The sequence below is a fragment of the Cribrihabitans pelagius genome (genome assembly GCF_048820915.1).
Taxonomy (GTDB): domain Bacteria; phylum Pseudomonadota; class Alphaproteobacteria; order Rhodobacterales; family Rhodobacteraceae; genus Cribrihabitans_A; species Cribrihabitans_A pelagius.
Genome location: NZ_JBMERR010000003.1, coordinates 243,255 through 267,681, shown reverse-complemented (window position 1 = coordinate 267,681; position 24,427 = coordinate 243,255). Strand labels below are relative to the sequence as shown.

Here is a 24,427-nt window from a genome sequence, read left to right as displayed (position 1 = left end):
GCGGCGCGACCGCGGCTCAGGCTCCCGCCCTGAGCCTGAGCCTGGCACTGGCCCCGGCACTGGCACCGCTTCCGGCCGGCCGCCCTTGATGTCGCCCCCAGGTCTGATCTCGGCTTTTCCTTTGCTGCGTATTGGTTATGGTGCCGCGCAGGATGCGCATAGATACCGGAGACAGGACCATGCTGACCCCTTCCGACCCCGCCCCTGGCTTCCGTCTGCCACAGAGCGGCGGCGGCGAAATCGACCTCTCCGCCCTTCAGGGATCAGCCGTGGTGCTGTTTTTCTACCCCCGCGATGATACCCCGGGCTGCACCAAAGAATCCATCGGCTTTTCCGAGCATTTGCAAGCCTTTGCCGACGCGGGCGCGCAGGTTTTCGGGATCTCCAGGGACAGCCTCGCGAAACATGAAAAATTTGCCGCCAAACATGGGCTGGCGGTGCCGCTCCTGTCGGATGCCGAAGGCCCAGTCTGCGAGGACTACGGCGTCTGGAAGGAAAAGAAGATGTACGGCAAAACCTTCTGGGGCATCGAGCGCAGCACCTTCCTGATCGGAGCGGACGGCCGCATCGCGCGCATCTGGCGCAAGGTCAAAGTGGACGGCCACGCCGAAGAGGTGCTGCAGGCGGTCAAGGCGCTCTGATCCGGCAGGCGGGCAGCTCCCGCCCGCTCGACGCCCCGCCTTTCAGGCCCGGCGCTCCCGGTTGGGCCCGGCGCCGCCCTCACGGGCGGCGCACGCCGCGCCCCTGGCGCGGCGCCCGGCCCAAGGCTGCCAGGGCGATCAGCCCGCTGATCGCCCGCAGGCGCGGGAGCACTCCGGCTGTTGCCCAGGCTGCAGCGGACCGCGCTCGACCCGGTTTCCGTCTCTGGACATTTGCCGCAAATCGGGTGAACCCGGCCCCGCAAACCACTGCCCCGCAATTCCAAAGGACATCTGCCATGGCCGATCAGCAGCTTTCCCTTGCCGCACGCGCCGCCGAGGTGCTGACCACCGCGGACGGGCGCGCAAAAACGGCGCTGTCGCGCCGCCATGCCGCGGCGTGGTTTGCCGCCCGCCGCGGTGAGGCGTCCGCGATCCCGATCGGCACCGCCCGCCCGCCGCTGCATCCCGCGCGGCCTGAGCGTCCCGCGCTGCTCGATCCGCGCGAGGTGCCCAAGCGCAAGCCCGGCTCCGAAGCGGGGCGCCGGGCGCTTCTGCATGCAGTGGCGCATATCGAGCTCAACGCCGTCGACTTGCACTGGGATATCATTGCACGCTTCTCCCATGTGCCGATGCCGATGGGCTTCTTTGACGACTGGGTCAAGGCAGCGGATGAGGAAGCCAAGCATTTCAACCTGATGTGCGACTGCCTTGAAGCGCTCGGCAGCGCTTATGGCGAGCTGCCCGCCCATGCCGGGATGTGGCGCGCGGCCGAAGATACGGCGGAGGACCTGATGGGCCGCCTGGCCGTGGTGCCGATGGTGCTGGAGGCGCGCGGGCTCGACGTGACGCCGGGCATGATCGGGATCTTCCGCAAGGCAGGCATCATGCAGGCGGTGGAGGCGCTGGAGGTGATCTATGCCGAGGAGGTCGGCCATGTCGCTTATGGCTCGAAGTGGTTCCACTTCCTCTGCGGGCGGGAGAACCTCGACCCGAAGGACGTGTTCCACGGGCTGGTGCGCAAATATTTCCACGGCCTGCTGAAGCCGCCCTTCAACGAGGAGAAGCGCGCCGAGGCCGGGCTGCCGCCGGATTTCTACTGGCCGCTGACCGAGGCGGAGCCGGGCTTGCCCGGCGGCTGAGTCCGCCGCCATTCCCTTGGCCCCGGTCAACGGCCTGGACTTTACCCAAGGCAAATCCCGGCGTAAGCTTTTAAGCCTGTGACACTGGTGGCCTGTTGTTATGTTTGAAGACGACTACCCGCTCCTGAGCATGCCCAGCCTCGTTGCCCTGATCCTGCACCGCGCGGCGGAGGGTCCGGTCACGCTGAAGGGCTGCGAGACCGCGCTGGCGGCGCTGTTCCGGCAGGCCCAGGAAACACCTGCCTTGCCGCCGGAGGAGCTGCGGGAACGGCTCGCCTCTCACCTCGACGCGCTGGAAACCGCGCGGCTTCTGCGCAGGGACGGAGACTCCGGCTGGCAACTCACGGAACGCGGCCGCCAGACGCTCGAGCGCCATCCAGAGGGGCTGGACCAGACTGACCTGATGAAATTCCCGGAATACGCAGACCACCTGCGCCAAACCGCGCATCACCCCTGCGGCATGGATCCGCGCGGCAACACCTTTGAGGCCGGCTACCAGGCGCAGCGCGACGGCCGCTCCTTCACCACCAACCCGCATGCCTTCGACAGCGCCGACCACCTCGCCTGGGGCAACGGCTGGATGCAGGCGCAGGAGGACGCGCGCAGCCATTAACCCGCCCTGGCCGGCTGGTGGTGTTCTACGCCTCCGGCGGCCGCCCGCTACAGCCCAAGACGGCATTTTCGGCAGTTTTCCGCCCATCTGGCGGTCCTCCGCTCCGGTTCCGGGCGTGACGGGTCAACAGGCTTGCCCAATGGCCCCGGCCTGTCTATTCACTTCGCCCATGCAGTTTGCCCCTGCCTCCGCCAGGACCGGCGCGGGCTTTTGCCCGCCGCCTGCTGCGCGGCGGCACAGGCAGCAAACGGGCAGCACAGAGGGACGGGACAGGAATACGGCAATTGCGCACACCGCTCGCAATCAGAATTCACGCATTTTTGGAACGCTGCTTGCCCGAGCGGCGGGTGTTCCTGAAATCGGACAGTGACACCCGGTTCATCCGGCTGCGCTCGGAAACCCAGCTGATCGCGCTCACCGGCATCGTGCTGTTTGCCGCCTGGGCCTGGGTCGCCACCGCGATCCTCTTGATGGACAGCATCGGCGCCGGCAACTTCCGCGAAGCCGCCAAGCGCGACCAGGAAACCTACCGCGCGCGGCTGAATGCGATCTCGGCCGAGCGCGATGCCCGCGCCGAGGAAGCCCTCGCGGCGCAGGAGCGTTTCAATGCGGCCTTGGTGCAGATCTCGCGGATGCAGTCGGAGCTGCTTGCCTCCGAGACCCGCCGCCGCGAGCTGGAAACCGGCATCGAGGTGATCCAGTCCAACCTGCGCGACACGCTGACCCAGCGGGACGAGGCGCGCAAGGCGCTGGCGCAGCTCGAAGCCGATACCGAGGCCGACGGCGCCGTGCAGACCACGCTGGCCAGCGCCTCGGCGCAGACGGACATGCTGGCGGGCGCGCTGTCCGAAACCGCCGAGCAGCGCGACCGGATCGAGGCCGATGCCCGCACCGCCCTCCTGGAACGCGACGAGCTGGAGCTGGAACTGAAGCTGATGGACGAGCGCAACGACCAGATCTTCCGGCAGCTGGAGGAAGCGGTAGAGGTCTCGGTGGCGCCGCTCGACAAGATGTTCCGCAGCGCGGGCATGCCCACCGACCGCATCCTGGAGCAGGTGCGGCGCGGCTACAGCGGCCAGGGCGGTCCGCTTGGCCCTTTAGCGCTGTCGACCCGCGGTGAGGAAGCCACCGCGGAGGAGCTGCGGGCGGCCCGGATCCTGGACAGCCTGGACGAACTGAACCTCTACCGGCTGGCGGCGCAGCGGGCGCCCTTTGCCAGCCCGGTGAACCTCAGCCTGGTGCGGCGCAGCTCGGGCTTCGGCTACCGGCGCGACCCCAAGACCGGCGGCCGCCGCATGCACAAGGGTTCGGACTTTGCCGGCCGGACCGGTACCGACATCTTTGCCACCGCCGACGGCGTGGTGACCTTCGCGGGCTGGCAATCGGGCTATGGCAAGCTGGTCTCCATCCGCCATGCCTTTGGCATTGAAACGAAATATGCCCATAACTCCAAGATCCGCGTGAAGGTGGGCCAAAGGGTCTCGCGCGGGGATCACATTGCTGATATGGGTAACACTGGACGGTCCACCGGGACCCACCTCCATTACGAGGTCAAGGTCAACGGCCAACCCGTAAACCCCATGATCTACATCAAGGCTGCGAGAAATGTTTTCTAAGAGCAAAATCAACGAGCCCGGGCCGAAGCAGGCCGACACGCCCCAGGCCGCTCCGGCGGCCGCCGCCCCGGCATCCCCCGCTTCGGACTACACCGCCAGCGCCCCCAAGGCGAAGCCGGCCGCGTCGCTGCTGAGCTCGGATCTGCATATCAGCGGCAACGTCAAGACCTCCGGCGACATCCAGGTGGAAGGCACCGTCGAAGGCGACATCCGCGCGCATCTGCTGACGGTGGGTGAGACCGCCACCATCAAGGGCGAAGTCACTGCCGACGACGTGGTCGTCAACGGCCGTATCGTGGGCCGCGTGCGCGGCCTGAAAGTGCGCCTTACCTCCACCGCGCGGGTCGAGGGTGACATCATCCACAAGACCATCGCGATCGAGAGCGGCGCCCATTTCGAAGGCTCCGTGCAGCGCCAGGACGACCCGCTGAACCCCGGCGGCAAGAAGTCCGCCCCGGCCTCCGCACCGGCTCCCTCGGCCGCAGTGAATGCCGCCACCGCCGCACAGAAAGCGGGCAGCTAAGCCGCAGGCATAGTCCGGCCCGCTCAGGAAAACGGAAACGCCGCAGCCATCTGGTTGCGGCGTTTTTGCATGCGTGGCGTTACGCTTTCTAAAGCAACAACTCTCTCTCTTTACCGGGCAAAGAAATCGTCTCATACCTGACGTGAAACAACCGCAAGGCCACAAGCCCAATCAGAGGAAGAATAATGGCAAACGTCATTGTCACCGACGCCGCGAATTACGTCCCGTCTTATAATCTCAATAACTTTAATCCAGCTTCCGCAGATGTCCTGTTTGCAAACAGTTCCGCAATTACCGTGAGCTTCGGCAGTTTCACGATTTCATTTCGCGGCTCTTTCCAATATGACGCTTACGGAAACCTCGCATCGTCAAGCACCGCCACCGGCTTCAGCTTGAATTACGGTTCTTCTCCCGTTGTGTCGGTTACCGGCATCCAGCTCGATTTCAGCGACTACCTTCAATGGGATTTCTCTGAGCTTCGGCGCACCGAGCTGGCTGGGGACGACACGTATACCTCCGCTTGGAAAGGCGGAGAGTATATCCGGACCTTTGGGGGAGACGACCGCATTGAGGCCGGGACCGGGAATGACACCGTTGACGGTGGTGCGGGCAACGACACATTCCTCTTTGAGCCGGGAAATGCAGGCTGGGGAATCTCCTTCAAGGCTGATGGCGCTGTTGTAGTTAAAGCAGTCTGGGATGGTGACCATCGCTATGAAACTGCTGACCGGCTCTATAACATCGAGACTATCGTGTTCCAGGACGCGTATCAGGAATTTCAGGTTGCGGTCCAGCAGGGCGATGACGGCGACGACGTGATCTCCGGCCGTCACGAGGTTCCCGAAAGCGGCTTCGACTTCATCCATGGACGGGGCGGCAACGACACGATCACGGGCAGCGTTTCCGACGATTACGTTCTCGGCGGCAGCGGCGACGACCTCCTGTATGGTGGTGAGGGCTCGGACTACCTCGGCGGCGAAAGCGGGAAGGACAAACTGTGGGGCAGTAGCGGCGACGACAGCATTGACGGGGGCGGCGGCCGGGATCTGCTGTCCGGCGGCAGCGGCGACGACAGTCTGGACGGCAGCAACGGCAAGGACCGTTTGGCTGGCGGCGCGGGCAATGACGAACTGCGCGGCGGTAACGGCGACGACCGGCTGATCGGCGGCGGCGGGTCCGACACGCTTGTTGGCGGCGGCCAGGCAGATGTGCTCCTGGGCGGCAAGGACCGCGATGTGCTGCTGGGCCACGCGGGCGACGACCGGCTGGCGGGCGGCGCGCATCAGGATGTCTTCAAGTTCCACCGCGGCCACGGCAATGACACGATCACCGATTTCCAGACCGGCACCGACCTGATCGAGATCGGCCGCGGCGCCTCGCGCCTGCGCCAGCTGGAGTTCGAACAACAAGGCGAGGACGTGCTGCTCTCCTTTGCGGACGTCACCGTGCTGGTCGAGGACATTAGCGTGGCGCAGCTGCAGGACGCGGACAATTTCCTGTTCTGAGCGGCCAGCCCGAGTGCAGGACTTCTAGGCGCGCCCAGCCCGGCGCGCCTTTTTCATTTCAGCATCCACTTGCCCTCGGGCCAGAAGGCGTGGAAGGCGAAGGCGAACATCACGTCGTGCGGCAGATCGCGGCCCTCCCTGCCGCGCACCCGCACGCTGCCGATATCGCGGCCCGCAGCCAGGGTGCTGCTGTCCAGAGCCGAGGCCTGCCCCGCCCGCCAGCTCAGCACCACTCCCGCTTCGCGGATCTCGCCTTCGCGCGCCAGGCGGCTCAGCGGCCAGGCCCGGTTCCCCACGCGCACCACCCGCTCCAGCGGCCCCAGCCCATGCGGTGGCGGCGCACCGTCATAAAGGAACGGCCAGTTGGCGCTGTCGTAGCCGCGGTAGGGATTGCGCCCGTAGGCGCGGTTGTAGCCGGGCTGGGCCATCACCAGCCCATCGGGGTTACGGCTCTGGAACTCCTGCCAGCTCTCGACCCAGCTCGGCAGCGCCTTCAGCTTCTGACCGCTCATCCGCCCGACGATGGCGGCGCCAAGCGCCTGCTGCCACCAGCTCTGGGTTTCGCGGTCGTACATCACCAGGTCGGAATGGCGCAGCTTGCCGGTGACCCCGAAGCTCAAGGTTCCTGCCGGGGTGCGCCGGTCGAAACTCATCGCCGAGTTGCACAAGGGGCAATAGGTCACCGCCACCGGCACGCCGCCGACAACATCGTTGACGATCTCGTGCCAGGTCAGGTAGCGCAGCGGATAGGCGCGCGGGGCGGCGCCCGGAAGCTCCAGCGTGATCACCGGCTCGCGCGGGTCGAGCTGCCGGACCTTCGCGGCCTTGTGGAACTTCGGCGCATCCAGCGCCGGAATGCCATCTTTCGGCACCCCGCCCGAGCGGATCTCCTTCCAGTCCCGCACTTCCGTGCGGCTGAAATCGGTCTTGGGCCACTCGCGCACCCAGATTTTCGGCTCGGCCAGCGCCGCCAAGGGCCAGAGCAGCGCAAGTGCGATCAACAGAAGTTTTTGCATGAGACATCTCCCCCTGCCTCCTGTCTAGAAAGGCACGGGAAGCCTGAACAGGGGGCCGCACGGCGTTGTGACCCGCCGCGAGAGGAGCGGCCCGCAAGGAAAAACCCGCGCCCCCAAAGCGGGGACGCGGGCTGAAATGCCGCAAAGCCCGAGACGGCTCACTCGGTGACGGTCACCTTTGCCATCGCATCGGGCTCGCCAACCACCGCGCCGTTGGGACCGGCGCCGCGCTTGATCTGGTCGACCACCTCCATGCCCTCGGTCACTTCGCCCACCACGGTGTACTGGCCGTTCAGGAAATGCCCCGGCTCGAACATGATGAAGAACTGCGAATTGGCGCTGTCGGGGCTCTGCGCCCGGGCCATGCCGACCACGCCGCGGTCGAAGGGCTTGTCCGAGAACTCGGCCGCCAGGTCCGCCCGTTCCGAGCCGCCCTGCCCCGCGCGCCGCATGTCGCCGCCCTTGACGCCGAATTCAACATCGCCGGTCTGCGCCATGAAGCCGTCGATCACCCGGTGGAACACCACCCCGTCATACTTGCCTTCCTCGGCCAGTGCGGTGATCTGCTCCACATGCTGGGGCGCGACATCCTCGAACAGGTCGATCCTGACGGTGCCATTGGCCTCGCCAGCGACCTCGATCTCCAGCCCGGTGGCCAGCGCAGGGCCGGCCATCAGGGCAAAGACTGCTGCCAGCTTATACATCGGCCGCCACCTTGACCGAGATCATCCGGTCCGGGTTCGCGGGCGGCTCGCCGCGGGTGATGGCATCGACATGCTCCATGCCTTCGATGACGCGGCCATAGACGGTGTATTGATTGTTCAGGAAGTGGTTGTCCTTGAAGTTGATGAAGAACTGCGAGTTTGCCGAATCCGGGCTGGCCGAACGCGCCGCCCCGATGGTGCCGCGGTCGTGTGGAAGCTTGGAAAACTCGGCCGGCAGGTTCGGCTTGCTGGAGCCGCCGGTGCCCGCCATGCGGATGTTGAAGCCGTCTTCCATGTCGCCATTGGCAACGTCGCCGGTCTGCGCCATGAAGCCGTCGATCACCCGGTGGAAGGCCACGTTGTCATATTCGCCGCCGCGGGCCAGTTCCTTCATCCGCTCGCAATGCTTGGGCGCCACGTCCGGCAGCAGCTCGATCACCACCTTGCCGTCCTTCAGTTCCATGATGATGGTGTTTTCGGGATCCTTGATCTCGGCCATGCGGCCCTCCTGTCAGCGTTATTTGCCCCGATAATTAAGCCGCGCGCCCGCAAATGCCAAGGGAGCATTGACTGATGCGCAAAAACCCCCGAAACAGCCGGGGGTTTGACCGGAATTTCGCTGAAGGGAGCTGGCACATGGGCTGGAAAACGCTCGACGACATGGATCTGAACGGCAAGCGCGTGCTGGTGCGCGTCGACATCAACGTGCCGGTGGAAGACGGCCGTGTGACCGATGACACCCGCATCCGGCGTGTCGCGCCGACGGTGAAAGACATCCTGACAGGCGGCGGCAAGCCGGTGCTGCTGGCGCATTTCGGCCGCCCCAAGGGCAAGGTCGCGCCGGAGATGTCGCTGCGCCCGCTGGTGCCCGCGCTGGAAGCTGCCTTCGGCGCGCCGGTGGTGTTCTGCGCCGACAGCCGCGGCCCGGCCGCGGGCGCCGCGGCAGAAGCGCTGAAGGCGGGCGAGGTGCTGCTGCTGGAGAACACCCGCTTCCATCCGGGCGAAGAGAAGAACGACGCCGAACTCGCCGCGGAAATGGCTGCGCTTGGCGAAATCTACTGCAACGACGCCTTCTCCGCCGCGCATCGCGCCCATGCCTCGACCGAGGCTCTGGCCCGGCTGCTGCCCGCCTGCGCGGGCCGGCTGATGCAGGCTGAACTGGAAGCGCTGGAAAGCGCGCTTGGCACCCCAGAGCGCCCGGTGACGGCGGTTGTCGGCGGCGCCAAGGTCTCCAGCAAGCTGGAGCTGCTGGGCAACCTGGTGGAGAAAGTCGACACGCTGGTGATCGGCGGCGGCATGGCAAACACCTTCCTCGCGGCCAAGGGTGTCGACGTGGGCAAGTCGCTTTGCGAGCACGACATGGCCGGCACCGCCCGCGAGATCCTCGCCAAGGCCGATGCCCAGGGCTGCTCCATCCTGCTGCCCGAGGACGTGGTGGTCGCGCGCGAGTTCAAGGCGGGGGCGGAGAACGAGACCGTCGCCGCCGACGCCTGCCCGCCGGATGCGATGATCCTGGATGCAGGGCCTGCGACGGTGGCTGCGGTGGCAAAGACGCTCGAGGCTTCCAAGACGCTGATCTGGAACGGCCCGATGGGTGCCTTCGAGATCGCGCCTTTTGATGCGGCCACCAATGCCGCCGCACAAAAGGCGGCAGAGCTGACCAAGGCCGGCCAGCTGATCAGCGTGGCCGGCGGCGGCGACACCGTGGCGGCGCTGAATCAGGCGGGGGCTGCTGAGGCCTTCACCTATATCTCCACCGCCGGCGGTGCGTTTCTGGAGTGGATGGAAGGCAAGACCCTGCCCGGCGTCGCGGCGCTGGAGGGGTAAGACCCAATCGCTGTAATTCGAACGCCCCCGTTTATCACGGGGGCGTTTTTTTTGGCGATTTGCTCATTGGCAGGCGAATGAGATCACCAAGCGCGGGACAAGGCCGAAGGCCGCCGCGCATCGCCGGCGCGCCCCCACGCGGCGGCGATTTGGTTGAGGCTGGGCTTGACCTTGAGAAGTTTTCCGGGTTTTGCCAGCATAAACTGCCAGTCATTGCCGTAGGGATCGCCCCCGCGCGCGCCGGAGATGCCCGGCTTTCCCCGTAAGCGCGGGCCGGATCGCTCGTTTGCGTACGCGTAGTGCCAAGCGCCGCGGCTACCCCATGAACCGCGCCAGAATGCCCTCCACATCCAACCCCGCAACCGAACCCGGAAGCGACCCGCGCGCACCCGCCACGCGGCTCGCGACAAAACCGTCCGCGACCGCCGCAGGCGCGGCTTCGATCAGGCAGGCGGCACTCATCAGGGTGGCAAGGCTTTCCACGAACCAGCGCGCCTCCGCCTCGGGCGGCAGCGCGGACCAGCGCTGCCGGTGCGCCGCAAGCGCCGCATCATAGCGCCGGTCGGTGCCGCGGGCGGCATCCAGCAGGGCGTTCAGCGCCGCAGCCGCGCGCGGCTCCCGCGCGAGCGTGCGCAGGATGTCGAGGCAGATCACGTTGCCGGAGCCCTCCCAGATCCCGTTCAGGGGTGCTTCCCGGTAGAGCATCGGCATCGGCGTTTCCTCGATGTAGCCCATGCCGCCCAACACCTCCATCGCCTCGCCGATGACCGGTATGCAGCGCTTGTTGTTCAGGTACTTGGCCAGCGCCACGCCGATACGCGCCAAGGCCCGGCTGTCCACATCTTCGCGGTCGAAAGCCGCCGCCATCGCCATGCCCGCCGCCAGCGCGCCTTCGGCATCGAGCGCGAGGTCGGCCAGCACGGCGCGCATCAGGGGCTGGTCGATCAGGTGTTTCTGGAAGGCGCTGCGCCCCTCCGCCCACCACAAGGCCTCCGCCAGCGCGGCCCGCATTAGCCCCGCGGGCGCCAGCGCGGTGTCGAGCCGCGTGTGATGCACCATCTCGATAATCGTGCGCACCCCCGCCCCCTCCTCGCCGAGCCGGCAGGCGAGCGCGTCCTCATACTCAATCTCGGCGCTCGCATTGGCACGGTTGCCCAGCTTGTCCTTCAGCCGCATCAGCCGGATCGCATTGCGCCCGCCGTCGAGCCAGCGCGGCACCAGGAAGCAGGTGAGACCGCCTTCGGCATAGGCCAGCGTCAGGAACCCGTCCGACATCGGCGCCGAGCAGAACCACTTGTGCCCGCGCAGCCGATAGTGTTCGCCGTCCCTTTCGGCGCGCGTGGTATTGGCGCGCACGTCCGAGCCGCCCTGCTTCTCGGTCATCGCCATGCCCAGAGTCGCGCCGCGTTTCTGCGCCACCGGGCGCGGGGACGGATCATACTCCGCGCTCAGCAGCTTTGGCAGCCATTGCGCGGACAGCGCCGCGTCCTGGCGCAGCGCCGGGATCGCGGCGTAGGTCATGGTCATCGGGCAGCACACACCCGGCTCTACCTGATTCAGCATGTAGACATGGGCGGCATGGGTGACATGGCCGCCCGCCTGCCCGTCCCAGGCGCAACGGGCATAGCCCAGACGCTGCGCCGCCTCCATCACCGCGTGATAGCCCGGGTTGAAGCGCACCTCGTCCAGCCGGTGGCCGGAGCGGTCAAAGGCCTTGAGACGGGGCGGATCGCGGCGGGCCTCTTCTGCAGCCTCGATTAACGCCGCCGCGCCATAAGCGGCCCCGGCTGCCGCGGCCTCTCCCGGGCGCCCCCCGTAGAGGGCGGCGTACTCGCGCAAGGCGCGGTCTTCCTCCCAGAGATCCCGCCCGCCGCGCGGTTCCGGCTGATTGAGAACCTGATGGGTGCGCAAGCCATGGCCCGGGGCGCTGTCCTTATCTTGTGTCATCGCTGCTCCTCCTGTGGCCGCAAGCTTAGGCGCGGAGAGCCGCCGGGCCAGCAGGCCGTGGCGTCACGGGCGCGGACGCCGCCGCGAAATTTCGGGATCGCTTGCGGAAGATTAAGTTTCACAAGCAATGCGCGATGTGGCATAGTTGATGCAGACGCCGGAAAACGGTGCAAAAAAACAACTCAAGCAGTACGATACAGGCAACCTCCCGTGACCCGAAGCCCCCGGCCCTCCTTGGGCGCTATCGCTTTTTTTGCAACTGCCTTCGCGCTCAGCGCGTATTTCACCTTTGCCGCGGTGCAGGGCGATTTCGGGCTGTTCCGGCGCGTCGAAATCCAGGCCGAAGCGGAAGAACTGCGCCAGGATCTCGCCCGCCTCCAGTCCAGCATCGGCGGGATGGAAAACCTGACCCGGCGGCTGTCGGACGACTACCTCGACCTCGACCTGCTGGACGAACAGGCGCGCTCGGTGCTTGGCCTGTTGCGCGCTGACGAACTGGTCATCCACTAACGTCCCCCTTTTCATGTTCCGCCCGGCCTTCAATCGGCCGGGTATCCGGCGTCCTGCAGCGCGGTTCCGCGCGCTGTCACGGGACGGATTGTCACGTGCGCGCCGTCGCGTCACAATAGCACTACCCATGCGCGCAAGAATCCGATATCAGTTTGTTTAATGCTAAACTATCTAGCCTACAGGGGAAGCACACAACCATGGCCGCTAGAAGATCGACCAAAAAATCAAACGTTTCTGCCGAGGAGCTCACCAACTACTACCGGGAGATGCTGCTCATCCGCCGATTCGAGGAAAAGGCGGGCCAGCTTTACGGCATGGGCCTGATCGGCGGTTTCTGCCACCTCTATATCGGCCAGGAAGCCGTTGTCGTGGGGCTTGAGGCCGCGGCCGAGGAAGGCGACAAGCGGGTGACATCCTACCGTGACCACGGCCATATGCTGGCTTGCGGCATGGACCCGGACGGGGTGATGGCCGAGCTCACGGGCCGCGAGGGCGGCTATTCCAAGGGCAAGGGCGGCTCGATGCACATGTTCAGCCGCGAAAAGCATTTCTATGGCGGCCACGGCATCGTCGGCGCCCAGGTGCCGCTGGGCGCGGGCCTCGCCTTTGCCGACAAGTACAAGGAAAACGGCCGCGTCACCTTCACCTATTTCGGCGATGGCGCTGCCAACCAGGGCCAGGTCTACGAGACCTTCAACATGGCCGCCTTGTGGAAGCTGCCGGTGATCTTCGTGATCGAGAACAACCAATACGCCATGGGCACCTCGCAGCAGCGCTCCACCTCCAGCGCCGAGATCTGGGAGCGCGGCAAGGCGTTCGGCATCCCGGGCGAAGCGGTGGACGGCATGAACGTGCTGTCGGTGAAGGAAGCGGGCGAGCGCGCCGTGGCGCACTGCCGCGAAGGCAAGGGCCCCTACATCCTCGAAGTGAAGACCTACCGCTACCGCGGCCACTCGATGTCCGACCCGGCCAAGTACCGCACCCGCGAAGAAGTGCAGAAGATGCGCGAGGAGCGCGACCCGATCGAGCAGGTCCGCGACATGCTGCTGACCGGTGAGCACGCCAGCGAAGAGGATCTGAAGGCGATCGACAAGGAGATCAAGGAGATCGTCTCCAAATCCGCCGAGTTCGCCAAGGACAGCCCGGAGCCCGCGCTCGACGAGCTGTGGACCGACATTTACGCGGACGAAGTCCCGCAAGAGACCGCCTGAGGGGAAGAACAGACATGGCAACCGAAATTCTCATGCCCGCCCTGTCTCCGACCATGGAGGAAGGCACCCTGGCCAAATGGCTGGTCAAGGAAGGCGACACCGTGAACTCCGGCGACATCCTGGCCGAGATCGAAACCGACAAGGCGACGATGGAATTCGAAGCCGTCGATGAAGGCACCGTCGGCAAGATCCTGATCGGCGAAGGCACCGAAGGCGTGAAGGTGAACACGCCCATCGCGGTGCTGGTTGAAGACGGCGAAAGCGTGGACGATTACGAGGCCTCCTCTGGCGGCGGCAATGGCGAAGACAAGCAGGAAGCCAAGGCCCCTGCCCGTGACGAGCCCGCCGCAGCCGCACCGCAGAAAGCGCCCGAGACGGTTCTCCCGGATGCGGAGCCAGACTATCCCGAAGGCACCGAGATGGTGCAGACCACCGTGCGCGAAGCGCTGCGCGACGCCATGGCCGAAGAGATGCGCCGCGACGAGGATGTCTTCCTGATGGGCGAGGAGGTCGCCGAATATCAGGGCGCCTACAAGGTCTCCCAGGGCCTTCTGGACGAGTTCGGCGCCAAGCGGGTGATCGACACTCCCATCACCGAGCACGGCTTTGCCGGCATCGCCACCGGCGCGGCCTTTGGCGGCCTGCGCCCGATTGTCGAGTTCATGACCTTCAACTTCGCCATGCAGGCGATTGACCAGATCATCAACTCGGCAGCCAAGACGCTTTACATGTCCGGCGGCCAGATGGGGGCGCCGATGGTGTTCCGCGGCCCCAATGGCGCAGCGGCCCGCGTTGGCGCCCAGCACAGCCAGGACTATGCCGCCTGGTACATGCAGATCCCCGGCCTGAAAGTGGCGATGCCCTACTCCGCCGCCGACGCCAAGGGCCTGATGAAAACCGCCATCCGTGACCCCAACCCGGTGATCTTCCTGGAGAACGAGATCCTCTACGGCCGCGCCTTCGACGTGCCCAAGCTGGACGACTACACCGTGCCTTTCGGCAAGGCCCGGATCTGGCGCGAGGGCGAGGACGTGACCATCGTCTCCTTCGGCATCGGCATGCAATACGCGCTGGAAGCCGCTGAAAAGCTGGCCGAAGACGGCACCTCGGCCGAGGTCATCGACCTGCGCACCCTGCGCCCGATGGACACCCCCGCGATCATCAAGTCGGTGATGAAGACCAATCGCCTGGTGACCGTCGAAGAAGGCTGGCCGCAGGGCTCGGTCGGCAGCTACATCTCCTCGGTGGTGATGCAGGAGGCCTTCGACTACCTCGACGCGCCGGTCATCAACTGCACCGGCAAGGACGTGCCGATGCCCTATGCCGCCAACCTGGAAAAACACGCGCTGGTCACCACCGATGAGGTGATAGAAGCGGTGAAACAAGTGACCTACCGGTAAGGAGCCTCAAGATGCCCACTGAAATCCTGATGCCCGCCCTCTCTCCCACGATGGAGGAAGGCACCCTTGCCAAATGGCTGGTCAAGGAAGGCGACACCGTCTCCTCCGGCGACCTGCTGGCGGAGATCGAGACCGACAAGGCGACGATGGAATTCGAAGCCGTCGACGAAGGCACCGTCGGCAAGATCCTGATCGGCGAAGGCACCGAAGGCGTGAAGGTGAACACGCCCATCGCGGTGCTGCTGGAGGATGGCGAAAGCGCCGATGACATCGACACATCCGGTGCCTCCGGCGGGGAAGCCGCACCCGCGGCTGACGCGGGCAAGGAGGCGGCCCCCGACGGGGGCTCCGAGGCGCCCGCTGCCGCGAAAGGCAACGGCAAGGCGGAAGTGAAACCCGCCCCTGCCGCGCCTGAGGCCGCCGATGGCAGCCGCATCTTTGCATCGCCGCTGGCGCGCCGGATCGCTGCCGACAAGGGGTTGGACCTGAGCCAGCTCAAGGGCTCCGGCCCCAAGGGCCGCATCGTCAAGGCCGACGTCGAAAGCGCCAAGCCGCAGGCCGCCAAGGACGCCGCGCCGAAGGGTGAGGCCGCCAAGGCCCCGGCCGCCGCTGCTGCTCCCTCTGCCGGCCCCTCGGCCGATCAGGTCGCCCGCATGTACGAGGGCCGCACCTTTGAGGAAGTGAAGCTCGACGGCATGCGCAAGACCATCGCCGCGCGCCTCACGGAGGCCAAGCAGCAGGTGCCGCATTTCTACCTGCGCCGCGACATCCAGCTGGATGCGCTGCTGAAGTTCCGCGGCGATCTGAACAAGCAGCTCGACGGCCGCGGCGTGAAGCTCTCGGTCAACGACTTCATCATCAAGGCCTGCGCCCTGGCGCTGCAATCGGTGCCGGATGCCAATGCGGTTTGGGCCGGTGACCGGGTGCTGAAGATGCAGGCCTCGGATGTGGCAGTGGCGGTTGCCATTGAAGGCGGGCTGTTCACCCCGGTGCTGCAGGATGCGGAAATGAAGTCGCTGTCCGCGCTGTCGGCCGAGATGAAGGACCTCGCCGCCCGTGCCCGCGACCGCAAGCTCGCGCCGCATGAATACCAGGGCGGCAGCTTCGCGATCTCCAACCTCGGGATGTTCGGCATCGACAACTTCGACGCCGTCATCAACCCGCCGCATGGCGCCATCCTCGCGGTTGGCGCGGGCGTCAAGAAGCCCATCGTCGGCAAGGACGGTGAGCTGGCGGTGGCCACGGTGATGTCGGTGACCCTCTCGGTCGACCACCGGGTGATCGACGGCGCGCTGGGGGCGCAACTGCTGACCTCGATCAAGGACAACCTTGAAAACCCGATGGTGATGCTGGCCTGACCGGGCCGCACCCTGACACGCTGAAAGGCCGGGCCCGCGCCCGGCCTTTTTTATTGGCAAACGGGTCTGCAACTGGCCGCGCCGCGTGATTCTAATGTGACATCTGCCACCCCCGGGGAGGCCATTTACCCGACGTTAACCCGGACCATCCTGCTTTCGGGACATCCCCAGCCGCCAGATCAGGACCATGGTTAAGCCGCTGAAAACGCGTCTTTCTCCGAGCTTTCGCTCCCTCAACCTGCGCATTGTTCTGCGCTTGACGCTCTGCGCGCTCGCCGGCCTGGTCCGCGAGGCCGCGCAGGAGACCCAGGCGCAGGCGTTGGCCGAAGCGCTCGGCACGCTCACCGCCGCGCCCGGCGCCGCGGCGGCCGAGTTCCGCGCGGAGAACGGTCCGGCCTGCGGCGCGGCGGCCGGGGCCGAAGCCAGCAGCCGCGTGGCCGAAAGCGTCGTTGCGGCGATGACCGGCATCGAGCAGAGCGCGAGCCAGATCTGCACCATCACCGGGGTGATCGGCGACATCGCCTTCCAGACCGGTCAGCGCGCATTGAACGCCGGGGTGGGGCCGCGCGGGCGGGCCAAGCGGGCAAGGGTTTTGCCGTGGCGGCAATGGAGGTACGCGCGCAAGCGCCGCGCAGCTCGCAAGCAGCAGCCGAAAGCAAGGACCTGATCGCCAGCGCTGCCGGGAACATCGGCAACGGCGTTTCCGAAGTCAACAACACCGGCGCGGCGCTGGCGCAGATCATATCCCGCATGAGCGGGATCTCCGGCCGCGCCAGCCGCGCCGGACTGAGCCGGAGCCGCGGCTCGCAGGAGCTGGAGGGGCTGTCGCAGCCGCTCGGCAGGCTCGGCGGCACTGCCCGCGGCAATTCCTCCGCCGTCAAGACACCGTATCCTCCGCTGTTGGCCTGCGCATCCAGGCAGAGCGGCTCAGCGCTCAGGCTGCGGCCTTCCGCCTGCCGGCGGACGTGCGGGAAGAGGCCGGGGACTCCGTGGCCCCGGCTGCCGGACGGCCTCGGCGGGCCGCGCAGAGGCCGGGACTGGAGCGCGCAGCGCTGCGCCCGCCACCGGCCTGCGGTCTCAGGACCTGGCGCCGGCACAACAAAAAAGGGGCGGTCCGCCGCCCCTTCCTGACCTTCTGTCTGCCTTGGCCGGACGCCTAGTCCGCGCCGCTGCCGTTGGTAAAGCGCTGGTCCATGCTGACCGAGGGCTGGTCGCAGCCCGCCTCGCCCACGATGCGCGCAGGCACGCCCGCCACGGTCTTGCAGGGCGGCACTTCCGACAGTACCACCGAGCCGGCCGCGATCCGGCTGCAATGGCCGACCTTGATGTTGCCCAGCACCTTGGCCCCCGCCCCGATCAGCACGCCGTCGCCGATCTTGGGGTGACGGTCCTCTTCCTCCTTGCCGGTACCGCCGAGCGTTACCGAATGCAGCATGGAGACATTGTCGCCGACCACCGCGGTCTCGCCGATCACGATGGAATGGGCATGGTCGATCATGATCCCCTTGCCGATGCGGGCGCCGGGGTGGATGTCAATCCCGAAGATCTCCGAGGTGCGCATCTGGAAGAAATAGGCCAGATCCTTCTGCCCCTTCTTCCACAGCCAATGGCTGACCCGGTAGGCCTGCACCGCTTGGTAGCCCTTGAAGTAAAGGATCGGCTGCAGCAGCCGGTGGCACGCCGGGTCGCGCTCGTAAACCGCCATCAGGTCGGCGCGGGCCGCTTCCACGATGGCCGGGTCATCGGCATAAGCCTCGTCGACGATTTCCCGCAGAATGGTCATCGACATCTCGTTCGAGCAGAGCTTTGCGGAAATCCGGTAGGAGAGCGCCTTCTCGATTGACTTGTGGTGCAGGATACAGGCGTGGATCAGCCCGCCCAGCAGCGGCTGGAAGTCCACCGCCTCCTGCGCTTCCTTGGCGATCCGGTCCCAGACCGGGTCCATCTGCGTGACGGTTTTGTGCGCTTCGATCATGGCTCGGAATCCTTTCTCCGCTCAGGATATGCATCTAGGTAGATATTCCGCAAACGCAAACCTGTGATGACCGGTATTTCCAATTCCGATGGCCCGCAAGCCCCAAGGGGCGGCGGCGGCTCCGGGGCCTCGCCGCACGCGCCCGCGCCGCGGGCCGCAGGGCCGCGGCGCCCGGCCCAACGGCCGGCCCGGCAGCTTGCCTGCCGGGTCAGCGGGCGGGAGGGCTGACGGGATTATTGCCGATCCGCGCGGCCAGTGTGCTGAGCACCAGGCGGGTGCAGGCGAGATACTCCGGGTGATCCAGGAAGGGCTCGTCCGCCAGCGGAAACCGGCGCGCGGCGGCCGAGAGCGAACCGTCGCCCCAGCATGGATGCAGGGCTCGGCGGCGCGCCATATGGGCCGCGGCCGCGGCTGCGCCCGCAAAGATCCGGCGGCAGAGCGCCGGGCGCGCCGCCGCAGGCACCGCCAGCAGCGCCCGGGCCGCCGCGGCAGTGTCGCCGGGCAGCACCGGCCGCCTCACGCCAGCGGCACCGTGGCGGCCGACCCCGCGCCATAGCGCGCGGAGAGCTGCGCCACTTCCAGCACATCGCCCGCCACAGCGCCGTCGGCGGCCTGCGCCGCCGACGGATAGCTCCAGGCGGGCGTGGCACTCACCGCCTCCCGCAGCACCGATGTGCCGCGCAGCACCCGGATGCGGTAGGCCTCGCTCTCTTCGCCCAAGGGCACCTCGGGCAGGTCCCAGCTGTCGCCCTCGATCCGGGTGCGGCGGATCCAGGCCGCGGAGATGTCTCCGCCCAGCGCGCCCGTCAGTTCCAGATGCCCGGGCGCATAGGGGCGCAGCCCGTTGCCGTCAAAACTGGCTTCCACATGCACATAGGAGGGATCCTCCAGGCTGCGCCTTGCGGGACCGATCCGGTAGTGCCGCTGCCGCCGCCGCTGATCGGGCGCAAGATCCATCTGCACCATCGTGCCATCCAGCAGCACCACATAAGAGCCCGCGGGCCAGACATCCGGCATCAGCCCGTCGCTGCCTGCCTGGCCGCGCAAACGGCCCTTCAGCAGGTAGGTCTGCGGCGCAATCAGCTCGGCCTCGCGGAACTGGAACAGCTCCCAGTTGCCGGGGGAGCCGTCGCCGATGGCCGCAAGGTTCGCGCCGTCCAGCACGGCCGGAGCGCTGCGGCTTTCCAGCTCGCCCGCGATCAGCTTCACCTGCAAACCCGCGCCCAGATCCCAGCGCCCGGGCGGGGCCGCCAGAAGCGGCGTTTCCGTCACCCCCACCGTCTGACGCGCCGCGATCACCCGTTCCAGCGCGTAGTTTTCATCGCTGGCCGAGCCGTAGACGGCAACGCTGCCCGGCCAGGCTTCGGCGGTTGCCGCCAGATGCGGCGCGACCGGATTTTCGTCGCCGCGCATCAGCGGCAGGTCCATGAATAGGGGCAGCACCGGCACCGGGGCGGCAAATTCGTTCACGCCGGGCAGATCCTCGAGCACGTCGCCTGCACGGTAGACGCCGGGCTCGATGCGCACCGCCTCCACCAGCTGCGCCTCGGCCTGCTCGATCCGGTCAATGCGGTAGAGCTGGTCCTGCCCGTCCTCCCCCGGCAGCGCCACCACGTCGCCCGCCCCCAGGTGCAGGAGCGAGGGCGGCAGCTGAAAGCGGGCGCTGTCCCGGGAAATCCGCGCCTCAGCCAGCCAGCGGGCCGCCACCTGCCGCGCCTCGGCCCCGGTGAGGGCTATCGGCAGCTCGTTCTGGCTCACCGCGTGGGTGGCCTCATCCGGCAGCACGGCTTCGACGGAGGCCGCGTCATGATCGCCCCCCCATTCGGCAAAGCGCAGCCGCACGCGGCCCGCAAGTTCCCCTGCACTGCCGCGGGTGCGCTCGGTGGTGCCGTCCAGCTCTTCGCTGTCCACCAGCACCGCCGGGTTCAGCACCTCAGCGCCCTCTCCGTTGCGCATCAGGAATTCTACTTGCCCATTGCGCTCCACCGCGTCAAAGCCGTGGCGCAGCATCAGCGGCTGCAACAAGGCACGGGCGTCGCTCACGTCACTGTTTGCATAGCCGCGCACCACACCGTGGAGCTTGGAGACATCATACGCGCCAAGCCCCGCGTCTTCGCAGATCTCCGCCACCACCGAGGCAAGCGTGCGCTGCCCGGCGCGCCCGTTCAGCCAATGGCCGCGCAGGTAGTTCCCGCCGTCGTTCCAGACCTCCAGCGCATTGGGGAACACCGGAAAGGGCCGCGCGTCCCAGGCCCAGACATAGGCGTTGGCCATGTCGAGCATCCGCCCCTCGTACTCCTGAGAGAGGGGATTATTGGCCGCCTCCCCCCAGTAGCCCAGCACTGCCCGCAGGTAGTGGATCTGGATAAGGTCGTCGCGCTGTCCGTTGGAGTATTTCGGCAACTTCGATTCCGAACTCTTCGGATCGAGGAACTTGTTGGGCTGGTTGGTGCCCTTGTCGATGGCCGCACAGCCCAGTTCGGTGAACCAGACCGGCTTCGATTGCGGCACCCAGGCAGTCGGCTGTGCCTGCCGCACGCCGCCGATCCGCTCGTGATGGTCGTTGAGCCACCAGTTGCGGATATCCTTGTAGCGCCACACCCAGGGCTGATCATGCGCGCCATCGGTGATCGGCGTGCGGATCTGCGCCGCCTCGGCCTCGGGCGAATGGTAGTACCAGTCATAGCCCTCGCCGCCCTCCACATTGGCGCTGAGGTAGCCGAGGTCATAGATCGCAGGCACACCGGATTGCGCGTCCAGGTGATCCTCCCCCTCGCGCCAGTCGGAGAGCGGCATGTAGTTGTCGATGCCGATGAAATCGATCTCCGGATCGGCCCAGAGCGGGTCGAGGTGGAAGTAGCGGTCGCCTTCGGGCGATTGATACCCCCAGTACTCCGACCAGTCCGCTGCATAACCCAGCTTTGTCTCCGCCCCCAAGAGAAGCCGCGCCTCTGCCGCAAGGCTGCGCAAACGCTCCACCGCCGGAAAACCTGCAGCCCCGCGGATCTGCGTCAGCGCGCGCATTTCCGAGCTGATGCAGAAGGCCTCCACCCCGCCCGCAGCTGCGCAGAGCGCTGCGTAATGCAGAATGAACCGGCTGAGGCTCCATTCCTGCGGCCCGTGGTAGCTGACGGTCCCGTCCCCCACGGTGAAATCCGCCGCTGTCACCGTGCCGAAAAACGCCGCGGCCTCGGCATCGGCCGCAGCCGTGCCATCGGGGGAGCCCTCGCGTCCTGGCGCTTCCGACAGGGTGATACGGCCGCGCCAGGGCAGGTGCGGCTGGCCCTCAGAGCCGGTCCAGGGGTCGGGCAGCGTGTTGCCCTCGGCCTGATCCATCAGGATGAAGGGGTAGAACATCACCCGCAGACCGCGCGCCTGCATCTCGCGGATCGACTGCACCACCGCCGTATCGGCCGGGGTGCCGCCATAAAGCGCACTGCCGTCCTGTTTCAGAACCTCCTCTGCCGTGACACGGGTGAGCCCGCCTGCGCTCCAGGCCATATTGCCCTCGGCATCCTTGTGCTCCACCTTCGGCTTCAGCGTGCAGCTGCCGCAGCGCAGATCATCGCCGAACCACGACACGATCAGCGAAGCGGCCCCGCAGCCGGGCAGCTCCGCCTCCAGCGCGTCGAGCGAAGTCTTGAGGTCGCTCTGCCCCGAATGCGTATGGCTGTTGGCGGCGCGGGCCGCGCCCGGCCCGTGGCTGTAGTGCACCGGCGTGCTCGCCAGCGTGTACTCCCCGGTGCCCGGCATCAGCGCAACGCCCTGCACCAGCTGGCCCAGGTCTTCCGCGTAGGTGGCGCTTTCAGGCTGTTCCGGCCGCAGCACGTCGAAGGAGAACTGCGGCACCCGGTTGCCGAAACGTTCCAGCGGGATGTTCTCCATCACCACGTATGCCGTGCCGCGGTAGGCAGGCACCTGGCCCGCGCCTTCGATTGCCTCCATCACCGGGTCGGGGAGCTGATCCGCGGTGCCGCGGTAGACCGTCATGTTGAGATCCTTGGGGGCCATCTCCCCGCCATCTGCCCAGACGCGGGAGACGCTGGCAATCTCGCCCTCGCACAGCGCCACCGCCAGCGACACCGAGTAGCTGTAGCGGGTGACCTGCGGTTCCTTGGGCCGCCCCTTGCCGCCGCCCCCGCCAGTGGTGCTGGCGGTCTCCAGGAAGCGCGAGGCCCAGATCACCTGCCCGCCCAGCCGCATCCGGCCAAAGACCTTTGCCACCGGCTCGCCCGCGCCGGCTTGAGTAATGCGGAAGCGGTCGACGCGGCCGGTCTCCACCGGGCCGGAGCCCGCACCCAGCAGCCGCTCGTCGATCAGCCGCCCCAGGCTGGCCCCTACCGCACGGCCGATCACCGCCGAAGACAGCCCCGCCACGGTCCCGCCAATCGCGCCGCCAATGGCCGAGCCTGCGGCCGCAAGAAGAATGGTTGCCATCAGATCTGCTCCTTCGGGAAGTGAAACCGCGCCACGATGCGGCGCTGCCAGGGCGGGGTGAGCGGGCTTTCGACAACGCCATGGCCCGCGTAGGCGTGGATGAAGGCGGCGCCGCGGTTAACCCGCTCCGCCTGGCCGACGGGACAGGAACCGCCGGCAATCGCCGACTGCACCCCCAGATGCTTGGCCACCGCGCCTTCGCGCATCCGGAACAGGATCACATCCCCCGGCGCGGCCTCAACGAGCGGCTTCGCCACCAGATGCCGCCGCGCCGCCTGCCACAGCCGCTCCAGCCGCTGCGGCTCGTCCCAGTCCATCGTGTAGGGCGGCGCGGTCTCGGGCTCAGCCCCGTGGAGCTCGCGCCAGAGTCCGCGGATCAGCCCCAGGCAATCACAGCCCGCGCCCCGGCAGGAGGCCTGATGCACGTAGGGCGTCCCGATCCAAACGCGCGCCAGCGCGACCACACGCGCACTCATCGGCGGCTGCCGCCGCTGTTGCGGCCCGACTGGTGCGGCACCGCCATCACCCAGTCTTCGCCGGGAATATCGGGGAAGCCCTGGAAGTTCAGCAGGTTGTTGAACTTCAACCGGCAGGTCTCCATCCGCTTGTCGCAGCCCGCGTCCAGCCGCAGCAGATCGCCCGGCGCCACCGGCGCGCGGACCGGCTGCCACAGGGCGAGGCTGCGGCCCGAAGCATCGCTGCGGTCGGTCTTGACCATACTCCAGAGGCCCTCTGCCGCGCCGCTCAGCACCGAAAGCCGCCCGCCGGCGAACCAGCCTGGCTCGAAGCCGGCAAGCGCGTCCCACTGGAACCGCTCCGAACCCTCGGCCACCTCTGCTGCAAGCTCCACCGCATAGCCCGGCGTCTCCAGATCAAACCGGCAGCCGGCATCTCCCAGGACGGCAGTACAAGGTTTCTGGTAAATCCGCCCCAGGGGCCGGTTCAGCGCTTCGGTCAGCCCGCGCAATTCGGCCTCAAAAGCGCCGCCCGCACGGCGGATCTCGCCGATCGTGCCGCGGAATTGCAGCCAGCGCTGCGACACATCCTGCCAATTGACAAGCCAGCAGCGCACATCCGCATTGTCAAAGCGGCCGGCATCGATGTCCTCCTCCCGCACCGCGGCGGCAGAGAGCACCCCGAGTGCCTCGCTGTTGTCGACCGAGAGGCCCGTGGCCTGCTGCAATGCCCGCGCAGTGAGGCCGCTGCCGGGCTCGAACGTGACGCCTTCGAAGGCCAGCGGGCAGTCGTGGTCGGTGAAACCGAAGACCACCCCGTCCGCGCGGGAGACCGCCCAGGCCCGGCACAGGGTGGTGAGCCCGGAGCCGGCATGGGCGCGGAACTCTGCCGAAGGTCCGCTCATACCCGCACCTCCACCACCGGCACGGCGGGAACTTCGCCCGCCTGGAAGGAGGCAACGCTGGTCTGGATCTGCCCGGTGTCGAACCGCACCGGCACGTCGAACTGGAAGCCTGCATGGATGCTCAGCCCCTGCTCCGGCGGATAGGAGAGCACCACCTGGCCGGTCGTGGAGTCGAGCGTGAAGTCCACGCCTTCGCGCAGCTCGTCCTGCTCGATCCCGAGCCGCACCGTGCCCGCCACCGGCTTCGCGATCGGACGCTGGTAGCTGTGATCGCCGGAGCGGTAGCTCTTGCTCAGCTGAAAGGTGACGGTGGCGCCGTCGCCGGTTCCGATGCGCTGGTCGAGGAAGTCGACATCGGCGGTGGCGCGGGCGGACTTGTAGTCGCTCCAGTCCTTCCAGCGAAAGCCGTACATCTGGCCGCGCCGGGCCTCGAAAAAGGCGATCAGCGTTTCTATGTCTTCCAGCGCGCGCAGCCCCACACCCGCGTCATAGCGGCGGCGGGAGTGTGCCCAAGGGGTGTTGCGCTCCTCGAATCCATTGGCGAGTGTCACCACGTCGGTGCGCCGCTCAGGCCCCCCGATGGAGCCGAAGCTGAGCGAGGCAGGAAAGCGGACTTCGTGAAAATTCATGCAGTTACCTTCCGCA

General features: G+C 67.0%; 23 protein-coding genes. 13 read left to right on the top strand and 10 right to left on the bottom strand.

What is annotated here, in order from left to right; all coding sequences use genetic code 11:
* Positions 1–179: 179 nt before the first annotated feature.
* From ACOHX0_RS04550 to ACOHX0_RS04525, 6 genes are all read left to right on the top strand, one after another.
* Entirely contained in the window at positions 180–641 is a 462-nt protein-coding gene (locus tag ACOHX0_RS04550) for a peroxiredoxin (protein WP_420675491.1), read from the top strand.
* 296 nt (positions 642–937) lie between these two features.
* Positions 938–1,780 carry a ferritin-like domain-containing protein gene (locus tag ACOHX0_RS04545; RefSeq protein WP_420675490.1) on the top strand — a complete coding sequence of 281 codons (843 nt, stop codon included), beginning with the start codon at positions 938–940 and terminating at the stop codon, positions 1,778–1,780.
* A gap of 100 nt (positions 1,781–1,880) precedes the next feature.
* Complete coding sequence (locus tag ACOHX0_RS04540) at positions 1,881–2,393, top strand: hypothetical protein (RefSeq protein ID WP_420675489.1); 513 nt, start codon at positions 1,881–1,883, stop codon at positions 2,391–2,393.
* A gap of 284 nt (positions 2,394–2,677) precedes the next feature.
* On the top strand, positions 2,678–4,009 hold the full coding sequence (locus tag ACOHX0_RS04535; RefSeq protein WP_420675488.1) for a DUF5930 domain-containing protein: 1,332 nt from the start codon (positions 2,678–2,680) through the stop codon (positions 4,007–4,009).
* Positions 3,999–4,532, top strand: a complete 534-nt coding sequence (locus tag ACOHX0_RS04530) for a bactofilin family protein (protein WP_420675487.1) — start codon at positions 3,999–4,001, stop codon at positions 4,530–4,532. The genes ACOHX0_RS04535 and ACOHX0_RS04530 overlap by 11 nt, the downstream gene beginning before the upstream one ends.
* 185 nt (positions 4,533–4,717) lie before the next feature.
* Positions 4,718–6,037 (top strand): calcium-binding protein, encoded by a 1,320-nt coding sequence (locus ACOHX0_RS04525; protein ID WP_420675486.1) that lies wholly within the window; start codon positions 4,718–4,720, stop codon positions 6,035–6,037.
* 53 nt (positions 6,038–6,090) lie between these two features.
* On the opposite strand, the gene ACOHX0_RS04520 is transcribed toward ACOHX0_RS04525, so the two are convergent.
* The 3 genes from ACOHX0_RS04520 to ACOHX0_RS04510 form a co-directional block, all read right to left on the bottom strand.
* On the bottom strand, positions 6,091–7,053 hold the full coding sequence (locus ACOHX0_RS04520; protein WP_420675485.1) for a DUF3179 domain-containing protein: 963 nt from the start codon (positions 7,051–7,053) through the stop codon (positions 6,091–6,093).
* 158 nt (positions 7,054–7,211) lie between these two features.
* Complete coding sequence (locus ACOHX0_RS04515; protein WP_420675484.1) at positions 7,212–7,757, bottom strand: peptidylprolyl isomerase; 546 nt, start codon at positions 7,755–7,757, stop codon at positions 7,212–7,214.
* Positions 7,750–8,256: a peptidylprolyl isomerase gene (locus tag ACOHX0_RS04510; protein WP_420675483.1), complete on the bottom strand. Its 507-nt coding sequence runs from the start codon at positions 8,254–8,256 to the stop codon at positions 7,750–7,752. Before ACOHX0_RS04510 ends, ACOHX0_RS04515 begins: the two co-directional genes overlap by 8 nt.
* A 137-nt stretch (positions 8,257–8,393) precedes the next feature.
* Between ACOHX0_RS04510 and ACOHX0_RS04505 the strand changes: the two genes are divergently transcribed.
* The gene (locus ACOHX0_RS04505; RefSeq protein ID WP_420675481.1) at positions 8,394–9,584 is read left to right on the top strand and encodes a phosphoglycerate kinase; all 1,191 of its coding nucleotides are present in this window, start codon (positions 8,394–8,396) and stop codon (positions 9,582–9,584) included.
* A 315-nt stretch (positions 9,585–9,899) separates the two neighbouring features.
* Here the strand turns inward: ACOHX0_RS04505 and ACOHX0_RS04500 are convergent, their stop codons facing one another.
* Complete coding sequence (locus ACOHX0_RS04500) at positions 9,900–11,531, bottom strand: acyl-CoA dehydrogenase family protein (protein WP_420675480.1); 1,632 nt, start codon at positions 11,529–11,531, stop codon at positions 9,900–9,902.
* 210 nt (positions 11,532–11,741) lie between these two features.
* Here ACOHX0_RS04500 and ACOHX0_RS04495 point away from each other — a divergent pair, with 210 nt between their 5' ends.
* The 6 genes from ACOHX0_RS04495 to ACOHX0_RS04470 all read left to right on the top strand — a co-directional run bounded on the left by ACOHX0_RS04495 (position 11,742) and on the right by ACOHX0_RS04470 (position 17,141).
* Complete coding sequence (locus ACOHX0_RS04495) at positions 11,742–12,041, top strand: FtsB family cell division protein (protein ID WP_420675479.1); 300 nt, start codon at positions 11,742–11,744, stop codon at positions 12,039–12,041.
* Between the two features lie 197 nt (positions 12,042–12,238).
* Positions 12,239–13,252 carry a pyruvate dehydrogenase (acetyl-transferring) E1 component subunit alpha gene (pdhA, locus tag ACOHX0_RS04490; protein ID WP_420675478.1) on the top strand — a complete coding sequence of 338 codons (1,014 nt, stop codon included), beginning with the start codon at positions 12,239–12,241 and terminating at the stop codon, positions 13,250–13,252.
* Positions 13,253–13,266: 14 nt separating this feature from the next.
* Entirely contained in the window at positions 13,267–14,652 is a 1,386-nt protein-coding gene (locus tag ACOHX0_RS04485) for a pyruvate dehydrogenase complex E1 component subunit beta (protein ID WP_420675477.1), read from the top strand.
* A gap of 11 nt (positions 14,653–14,663) precedes the next feature.
* On the top strand, positions 14,664–16,010 hold the full coding sequence (locus tag ACOHX0_RS04480) for a pyruvate dehydrogenase complex dihydrolipoamide acetyltransferase (RefSeq protein ID WP_420675476.1): 1,347 nt from the start codon (positions 14,664–14,666) through the stop codon (positions 16,008–16,010).
* A 187-nt stretch (positions 16,011–16,197) separates the two neighbouring features.
* The gene (locus tag ACOHX0_RS04475; RefSeq protein WP_420675475.1) at positions 16,198–16,677 is read left to right on the top strand and encodes a methyl-accepting chemotaxis protein; all 480 of its coding nucleotides are present in this window, start codon (positions 16,198–16,200) and stop codon (positions 16,675–16,677) included.
* Positions 16,617–17,141, top strand: coding sequence for a hypothetical protein (locus tag ACOHX0_RS04470; RefSeq protein ID WP_420675511.1), 525 nt, complete (start codon positions 16,617–16,619; stop codon positions 17,139–17,141). The genes ACOHX0_RS04475 and ACOHX0_RS04470 overlap by 61 nt, the downstream gene beginning before the upstream one ends.
* Before the next feature lie 25 nt (positions 17,142–17,166).
* Here the strand turns inward: ACOHX0_RS04470 and cysE are convergent, their stop codons facing one another.
* The 6 genes from cysE to ACOHX0_RS04440 form a co-directional block, all read right to left on the bottom strand.
* Positions 17,167–17,985 carry a serine O-acetyltransferase gene (cysE, locus tag ACOHX0_RS04465; RefSeq protein WP_420675474.1) on the bottom strand — a complete coding sequence of 273 codons (819 nt, stop codon included), beginning with the start codon at positions 17,983–17,985 and terminating at the stop codon, positions 17,167–17,169.
* Positions 17,986–18,193: 208 nt separating this feature from the next.
* A complete protein-coding gene (locus ACOHX0_RS04460; protein ID WP_420675473.1) occupies positions 18,194–18,493 on the bottom strand; it encodes a DUF7742 family protein in 300 nt (99 codons plus the stop codon).
* A gap of 8 nt (positions 18,494–18,501) precedes the next feature.
* Positions 18,502–22,422 carry a baseplate multidomain protein megatron gene (locus tag ACOHX0_RS04455; RefSeq protein WP_420675472.1) on the bottom strand — a complete coding sequence of 1,307 codons (3,921 nt, stop codon included), beginning with the start codon at positions 22,420–22,422 and terminating at the stop codon, positions 18,502–18,504.
* The gene (locus ACOHX0_RS04450; protein ID WP_420675471.1) at positions 22,422–22,898 is read right to left on the bottom strand and encodes an NlpC/P60 family protein; all 477 of its coding nucleotides are present in this window, start codon (positions 22,896–22,898) and stop codon (positions 22,422–22,424) included. The genes ACOHX0_RS04455 and ACOHX0_RS04450 overlap by 1 nt, the downstream gene beginning before the upstream one ends.
* Positions 22,895–23,782 carry a DUF2163 domain-containing protein gene (locus ACOHX0_RS04445; protein WP_420675470.1) on the bottom strand — a complete coding sequence of 296 codons (888 nt, stop codon included), beginning with the start codon at positions 23,780–23,782 and terminating at the stop codon, positions 22,895–22,897. The genes ACOHX0_RS04450 and ACOHX0_RS04445 overlap by 4 nt, the downstream gene beginning before the upstream one ends.
* Positions 23,779–24,411, bottom strand: coding sequence for a phage distal tail protein, Rcc01695 family (locus tag ACOHX0_RS04440; protein ID WP_420675469.1), 633 nt, complete (start codon positions 24,409–24,411; stop codon positions 23,779–23,781). Before ACOHX0_RS04440 ends, ACOHX0_RS04445 begins: the two co-directional genes overlap by 4 nt.
* Between the last annotated feature and the right edge of the window lie 16 nt (positions 24,412–24,427).